At 69.9% G+C, this 6,657-nt stretch carries 8 protein-coding genes and 1 pseudogene; 5 read left to right on the top strand and 4 right to left on the bottom strand.

From position 1 onward, the window contains the following. A pseudogene (locus K7G60_RS37975) lies at positions 1 to 295 on the bottom strand (hypothetical protein); the annotation flags it as partial. A gap of 135 nt (positions 296 to 430) precedes the next feature. On the opposite strand from K7G60_RS37975, the gene K7G60_RS37970 reads away from it, so the two are divergent. From K7G60_RS37970 to K7G60_RS37955, 4 genes are all read left to right on the top strand, one after another. Next, complete coding sequence (locus K7G60_RS37970; RefSeq protein WP_225805530.1) at positions 431 to 1,228, top strand: ABC transporter ATP-binding protein; 798 nt, start codon at positions 431 to 433, stop codon at positions 1,226 to 1,228. A gap of 76 nt (positions 1,229 to 1,304) precedes the next feature. Further along, on the top strand, positions 1,305 to 1,733 hold the full coding sequence (locus tag K7G60_RS37965; RefSeq protein WP_225805529.1) for an NfeD family protein: 429 nt from the start codon (positions 1,305 to 1,307) through the stop codon (positions 1,731 to 1,733). A 93-nt stretch (positions 1,734 to 1,826) separates the two neighbouring features. After that, on the top strand, positions 1,827 to 2,765 hold the full coding sequence (locus K7G60_RS37960; RefSeq protein WP_225805528.1) for an SPFH domain-containing protein: 939 nt from the start codon (positions 1,827 to 1,829) through the stop codon (positions 2,763 to 2,765). Between the two features lie 97 nt (positions 2,766 to 2,862). Beyond that, positions 2,863 to 3,630, top strand: a complete 768-nt coding sequence (locus K7G60_RS37955; RefSeq protein ID WP_225805527.1) for a sulfite exporter TauE/SafE family protein — start codon at positions 2,863 to 2,865, stop codon at positions 3,628 to 3,630. Between the two features lie 71 nt (positions 3,631 to 3,701). Here K7G60_RS37955 and K7G60_RS37950 read toward each other — a convergent pair whose 3' ends face one another. The 3 genes from K7G60_RS37950 to K7G60_RS37940 form a co-directional block, all read right to left on the bottom strand. Then, positions 3,702 to 4,208 (bottom strand): HNH endonuclease, encoded by a 507-nt coding sequence (locus K7G60_RS37950; protein ID WP_093876792.1) that lies wholly within the window; start codon positions 4,206 to 4,208, stop codon positions 3,702 to 3,704. A 164-nt stretch (positions 4,209 to 4,372) separates the two neighbouring features. Beyond that, positions 4,373 to 4,912 carry a YbhB/YbcL family Raf kinase inhibitor-like protein gene (locus K7G60_RS37945; protein WP_225805526.1) on the bottom strand — a complete coding sequence of 180 codons (540 nt, stop codon included), beginning with the start codon at positions 4,910 to 4,912 and terminating at the stop codon, positions 4,373 to 4,375. Between the two features lie 44 nt (positions 4,913 to 4,956). Then, positions 4,957 to 5,739 carry a sporulation protein gene (locus K7G60_RS37940; protein ID WP_225805525.1) on the bottom strand — a complete coding sequence of 261 codons (783 nt, stop codon included), beginning with the start codon at positions 5,737 to 5,739 and terminating at the stop codon, positions 4,957 to 4,959. 88 nt (positions 5,740 to 5,827) lie between these two features. Between K7G60_RS37940 and K7G60_RS37935 the strand changes: the two genes are divergently transcribed. Next, the gene (locus tag K7G60_RS37935) at positions 5,828 to 6,490 is read left to right on the top strand and encodes a DNA-3-methyladenine glycosylase (RefSeq protein ID WP_225805524.1); all 663 of its coding nucleotides are present in this window, start codon (positions 5,828 to 5,830) and stop codon (positions 6,488 to 6,490) included. Positions 6,491 to 6,657: the final 167 nt, after the last annotated feature.

Genomic DNA, 6,657 nt, shown 5'->3' with positions numbered 1-6,657 from the left:
CCACCACCGCCTCCTCCGCCTCCAACGCGCGCGCGTTGAAGTCCGGCGGCCCGCTCAGCCCCAGCGGATGGCCCGGCGCCGGCAGCGCGACCCGCCACCCGGTCACCCCGAGCCGCCGCAGCCGGCCCAGCGCGAGCGTCAGCCCCACCGGCTCCGCCTCACCGGGCAGCCCCTCCACGCGGTGCACCGCGTCCTCGCCGACAATCGCCAGCGCCGCCTCGTCCGGCGACACCGCCCCGGCCAGCAGGGCATTGCCCCAGGCGGCCAGACGTCCTGAGCGTGGTTCCGAAAGCATCCCCCCAGACTAAGGACTCAAAGGAAGCCCTACGGACCGGTCCGCTCCGTCGATAACGTAGGTTTTCCCCTGGACGCCGCGCCCATCGGCGCAAGGCGACGACAAGACTCGACCGCAAGGGGAGACAACGCGCTCATGAGCGATGTACTGGAGCTGGTGGACGTATCCGTGGTCCGCGACGGACGGGCTCTGGTGGACGATGTCTCCTGGTCGGTCAAGGAGGGCGAGCGCTGGGTGATCCTCGGACCCAACGGCGCCGGCAAGACCACCCTCCTGAACATCGCCTCCAGCTACCTCTTCCCCACCAAGGGCACCGCCCACATCCTGGGCGAGCAGCTCGGCGGCGTCGGCACCGACGTCTTCGACCTCCGCCCCCGCATCGGCATGGCCGGCATCGCGATGGCGGAGAAGCTCCCCAAGCGCCAGACCGTCCTGCAGACCGTCCTCACCGCCGCGTACGGCATGACCGCCACCTGGCACGAGGACTACGACCCGGTCGACGAGGAGCGCGCCAAGGCCTTCCTCGACCGGCTCGGGATGAGCGACTACCTGGACCGCAGGTTCGGCACCCTCTCCGAGGGCGAGCGCAAGCGCACCCTCATCGCCCGCGCGATGATGACCGACCCGGAGCTCCTCCTCCTCGACGAGCCCGCCGCCGGCCTCGACCTCGGCGGCCGCGAGGACCTGGTCCGCCGCCTCGGCCGCCTCGCCCGCGACCCGTACGCCCCCTCCATGATCATGGTCACCCACCACGTCGAGGAGATCGCCCCCGGCTTCACCCACGTCCTGATGATCCGTCAGGGCAAGGTCCTCGCCGCCGGCCCCGTGGAGATGGAGCTCACCTCCCGGAACCTCTCGCACTGCTTCGGCCTGCCGCTCGTCGTCGAGCGCGTCGGCGACCGCTGGACCGCCCACGGCCTGCCCCTGAAGTGACCGGCCGGGGCACCGGCGACCCGCACAGCCGCCCGCGCCCTGTCCCGGAAGGACCCCACCGCCCTACCATGACCACGTGGACATCGACGCGTGGGTCTGGTGGCTGATCGGCGCGGTGGGGCTCGGCATTCCGCTGGTCCTGACCGCGATGCCGGAGTTCGGCATGTTCTCCGTCGGAGCGGTCGCCGGGGCGGTGACCGCCGCCCTCGGCTTCGGAGTCGTCGCCCAGGTGCTCGTCTTCGTCGTCGTCTCCGTGGCGCTCATCGCGGTGGTACGTCCGATCGCCGCCCGCCACCGCGACGGCAGACCCGAACTCGCCACCGGAGTCGACGCCCTGAAGGGGCGTCAGGCCGTCGTCCTGGAACGGGTCGACGGCAGCGGAGGCCGCATCAAGCTCGCCGGCGAGGTCTGGTCCGCCCGCACCCTCGACACCGGCCAGACCTTCGAACCGGGCGAACGGGTCGACGTCGTGGACATCGACGGGGCGACCGCCGTGGTCATGTGACCGAACCTCGCCCATGACGCTCCGCCATCTGGGAAACTCGATCATCGAAAGCAACCCGGCAGACAACCGGCAGCGAAGGGCACGGGGAACACGATGTCAGCAGTCATCATCGTCCTGATCATTCTGGTGGTGCTCGTCTTCATCGCCCTGATCAAGACGATCCAGGTCATCCCGCAGGCGAGCGCGGCGATCGTGGAGCGCTTCGGCCGCTACACCCGCACGCTCAACGCCGGACTCAACATCGTCGTCCCGTTCATCGACTCGATCCGCAACCGGATCGACCTCCGCGAACAGGTCGTCCCGTTCCCGCCGCAGCCGGTGATCACCCAGGACAACCTGGTCGTCAACATCGACACGGTCATCTACTACCAGGTGACCGACGCCCGGGCCGCCACCTACGAGGTCGCCAGCTACATCCAGGCGATCGAGCAGCTCACCGTCACCACCCTGCGCAACATCATCGGCGGCATGGACCTGGAGCGGACCCTCACCTCCCGCGAGGAGATCAACGCGGCCCTGCGCGGCGTCCTCGACGAGGCCACCGGCAAGTGGGGCATCCGCGTCAACCGCGTCGAGCTCAAGGCCATCGAGCCGCCGACCTCCATCCAGGACTCGATGGAGAAGCAGATGCGCGCCGAGCGCGACAAGCGCGCCGCGATCCTCACCGCCGAGGGCACCCGTCAGTCCGCCATCCTCACCGCCGAGGGCGAGAAGCAGTCCGCCATCCTGCGCGCCGAGGGCGAGGCCAAGGCCGCCGCCCTCAAGGCCGAGGGCGAGGCCCAGGCCGTCCGCACGGTCTTCGAGGCCATCCACGCCGGCGACCCGGACCAGAAGCTCCTCTCGTACCAGTACCTCCAGATGCTCCCGAAGATCGCCGAGGGCGACGCCAACAAGCTCTGGATCGTGCCCAGCGAGATCGGCGACGCCCTCAAGGGCCTCTCCGGCGCCCTCGGGAACATGGGCCCGGGCGCACCGTCCTCCCCCGCCAAGGACGTTCCGTCCGCGAGGCGAGAAGAACCCAGGGTTGACTGACACGTACACGTAATCCGTGCATGATCGGTGCGAGCCCCTCGACCCTGCCGCACGACAGGGCGGGGAGGCGAGCCACTGACCATGTGAGGGAACGGCTTTGTCCATCTGGGAAGCCCTGGCTGTCTTCGCCGCCGGCATCGGCGCCGGCACCATCAACACCATCGTCGGATCGGGAACGCTCATCACGTTCCCGGTCCTCCTCGCGACCGGACTCCCCCCGATCACCGCGAACGTCTCCAACGCCCTCGGCCTCGTCCCCGGTTCCATCAGCGGAGCCATCGGCTACCGCCGCGAACTCAAGGGCCAGAAGGCCCGCGTCCTGCGCCTCGGCGGCGTCGCCCTCATCGGCGGCCTCATCGGCGCGATCCTGCTCCTGGCCCTGCCGTCCGAGGCCTTCGACGCGATCGTCCCCATCCTCATCGGCCTCGCACTCGTCCTGGTCCTCTTCCAGCCCCGTATCGCCGCAGCCGTGAAGCGGCGCCGGGAGCAGACCGGCACCGAGGCCCACCCCGACGGCGGCCCCGTCCTCCTCGTCGGACTCCTCCTCGCCAGCATGTACGGCGGATACTTCGGCGCCGCCCAGGGAGTCCTCTACCTCTCCCTCATGGGCCTGCTGCTCCACGACGACCTGCAGCGCATCAACGCCGTCAAGAACATCCTCGGCGCCCTGGTCAACGGAGTCGCCGCCGTCTTCTTCCTCTTCGTCGCCGACTTCGACTGGACGGCCGTCCTGCTCATCGCCCTCGGCTCCACCCTCGGCGGCCAGCTCGGCGCCAAGGTCGGCCGCAGGCTGCCCCCCACGGTCCTGCGCGGAGTGATCATCGCGGTCGGCATCGTGGCCATCCTCCAGCTGACCCTCGGTTGACCGCGACGACGGAAGGGCCCGCCTCCCCACCGGGGGAGGCGGGCCCTTCCGCACGCCTGTGGACCACGTCCCTACGCGGCCGAGTCCGCCAGCCACGCCGGCAGCGCCGACCGCTCGCTCGCCCGCATCGCGAGCAGCATCGCGTCCGCCGGAGTCGGCTCGAACGGCTGGTGCAGCAGCGGCATCCCCGCCTGCTCCGGCGTCCGGTCCGCCTTGCGGTGGTTGTCCTCGGCACAGGAGGCGACCGTGTTCAGCCAGCTGTCCCCACCACCCTGCGCCCGCGGCACGACGTGGTCGACCGTCGTCGCCCGCCGCCCGCAGTACGCGCACCGGTGCTGGTCCCGGACCAGCACCCCCCTCCTCGACCACGGGGCCTGTCTTCGGAACGGCACCCGTACGTACCTGCAGAGCCTGATCACCCGCGGGACCGGCAGGTCGACGGCGGCACCCCGCACCCTCAGCTCGGGATGGGCCTGCTCGACGACGGCCTTGTCCTGCAGGACAAGCACCACCGCACGGTTGAGTGTGACCGTCGAAAGCGGCTCGAAGCTCGCGTTCAGTACCAGCGTGTCCCGCATGTTGCCCACCTCCCGTGTGCCGGCCCCAGCCCCCACACGGGGCTCCGGGCTTGGATCAACGATGGCCGGGCCGGCCGGGTCGGACAACGCAATTTCCTGCGCAACAAAAGATGCCCGCTTCTGATCTCTCCAAGACCAGAAGCGGGCAAACAACAAACGAACGATCAGGCCGCCGCAGGAGCCGCGTACTCACCGATCAGCTGGGCACGGCCGAGCGTGTGGAACCGCAGATTGAACCCGACGGCCGCCGGCGAGGTGTCGGCGTCCGTACCGAGCTTCTCCTTGTCCACCGCGTACACCGTGAAGACGTACCGGTGCGCCGGGTCCCCCGCCGGGGGAGCGGCGCCGCCGAACTCCTTGGAGCCGTAGTCGTTCCGCGCGTGCACGGCACCGGCCGGCAGCCCCTCGAACGACCCGGACCCGGCACCGGCCGGCAGCTCCGTCACCGACACCGGGATGTCGAACAGCACCCAGTGCCAGAAGCCGCTGCCCGTCGGGGCGTCCGGGTCGAAGCAGGTGACCGCGAAGCTCTTCGTCTCCGCGGGGAACCCCTCCCAGCTCAGGTGCGGCGAGGTGTTCCCCGCCGCGTACACCTGAGCGTCCTTCAGGACCCCGCCCGGCGCGACGTCGTCGCTCACCACGGTGAACGCCGCCACCGGCGGATGGAAGTCATGGGGGAGCGGCGCCCTCTTGCCCTCGGACACGTCGAGTACCTCCGAATCGTCCGTCAACGCTGACGGTCCCGAGCCTAGAGCCAGTTGCGCCGACCGCCGACCTCGGCGAGCCACTGGTTGAGGTAAGCCGCCCAGTCGGTGGTGTGGAAGTCGTGCAGGCCCACCTTGAACGCGCGGAAGGAGTCGCTGCCCTCGGTGAAGAGACCCGGCTTCTTGTCCATCTCCAGGACGACGTCCATCTCGCGCTCGTCCGCGACGAAGCTGACCTCGACCTGGTTCAGCCCCCGGTACTGCTGCGGCGCGAAGAACTCGATCTCCTGGTAGAAGGGCAGCTTCTGCCGCGTCCCCCGGATGTGCCCGCGCTCCATGTCCGCGCTCTTGAACCGGAAGCCCAGCTGGATGAAGGCGTCCAGGATCGCCTGCTGCGCCGGCAGCGGGTGCACGTTGATCGGGTCCAGGTCACCGGAGTCCACGGCCCGCGCGATCTCCAGCTCGGTCGTCACCCCGATGTTCATCCCCCGCAGCTGCTGCCCGGCGACGGCGGTGACCGGCGTCTCCCACGGGATCTCCAGACCGAACGGCACGACGTGCACGGCGCCGGCCTTGACCTCGAAGGCACCGCCGAGACGCATCTTCACGAACTCGATGTCCTGCTTGTGCTCCTGGTCGCCGCCCTCGACCTCGACCCGCGCCTGCAGCCCGACGGAGAGCCCCTCGATCTGCTGGTCGACGCTGCCGCCCTGGATCCGCACCTCACCCTGGACGACCCCACCGGGGACGACGTTCTCCTCGGTGAGCACCGTCTCCACGGTGGCCCCGCCGGCACCCAGGCTCGCGAGCAGCTTCTTGAATCCCATGACTTCCACTCCTTCTCGGGTCCTGACCCCTACATACGCGCGACGACCGTAGCCGGTTCCCCTCCGGTCCCCGGTACGCTCGGACGGCATGAGCGAGAGCCCCGACCGTACGCCGCTCCCGCGGACTTTCTTCGACCGCCCCGTTCTGGAAGTGGCCCCCGACCTCCTGGGCCGCACCCTCGTCCGCAACACGGACGAGGGCCGGATGGAACTGCGCCTCACGGAGGTGGAGGCGTACGCCGGTGCGATCGACCCCGGCTCACACGCCTTCCGGGGCCGCACCGCACGCAACGCCGTCATGTTCGGACCGCCCGGCCACGCGTACGTCTACTTCACCTACGGCATGTGGCACTGCCTCAACCTGGTGTGCGGCCCCGAGGGCCACGCGAGCGGTGTCCTGCTGCGCGCGGGTGAAATCGTCGAGGGCGCCGACCAGGCCCGCCCCCGCCGCCGCTCGGCCCGCTCCGACCACGAGCTGGCCAAGGGGCCGGCCCGCCTGGCCACGGCCCTCGACGTCGCCCTCTCCCTGAACGGCACGGACACCTGCGCGGGTCAGAACGGGCCACTCGCCCTCCTCACAGGCACGCCCCCGGACCCGGACCGCATCCGCAGCGGCCCCCGCACGGGCGTCGGCGGCGAAGGCGCTCCGCACCCCTGGCGCTTCTGGATCACGGAGGACCCGACGGTCAGCCCGTACCGGCCTCACACCCCCCGCAAGCGGAGGCTTGACTCGCCGAGGACGACCGACTAACGTGGCCCGAGCCGTTGGAACCCGGCCTGCTTGTTCAAGCACCCCGGGGAGCGGCCACTCACTACTCAAGACGATCACCCCGATCGGGGTTCGTTTCGGCATTCCGAAATTCGTTTCGAATGACTCGATTATGAGCCGCCAGGGAAATCGGCTAAAGTAGTGACAAC

It is taken from the genome of Streptomyces sp. NK15101 (genome assembly GCF_020400725.1).
Classification (GTDB): domain Bacteria; phylum Actinomycetota; class Actinomycetes; order Streptomycetales; family Streptomycetaceae; genus Streptomyces.
This window is presented reverse-complemented; position numbering and strand designations above follow the sequence as displayed.

Bases quoted from the DNA above. Each gene is read 5' to 3' on its own strand.
- K7G60_RS37970 (WP_225805530.1), top strand. From the start codon at position 431: ATGAGCGATGTACTGGAGCTGGTGGACGTATCCGTGGTCCGCGACGGA.
- K7G60_RS37960 (WP_225805528.1), top strand. From the start codon at position 1,827: ATGTCAGCAGTCATCATCGTCCTGATCATTCTGGTGGTGCTCGTCTTC.
- K7G60_RS37950 (WP_093876792.1), bottom strand. From the start codon at position 4,208: ATGCGGGACACGCTGGTACTGAACGCGAGCTTCGAGCCGCTTTCGACG.
- K7G60_RS37940 (WP_225805525.1), bottom strand. From the start codon at position 5,739: ATGGGATTCAAGAAGCTGCTCGCGAGCCTGGGTGCCGGCGGGGCCACC.
- K7G60_RS37935 (WP_225805524.1), top strand. From the start codon at position 5,828: ATGAGCGAGAGCCCCGACCGTACGCCGCTCCCGCGGACTTTCTTCGAC.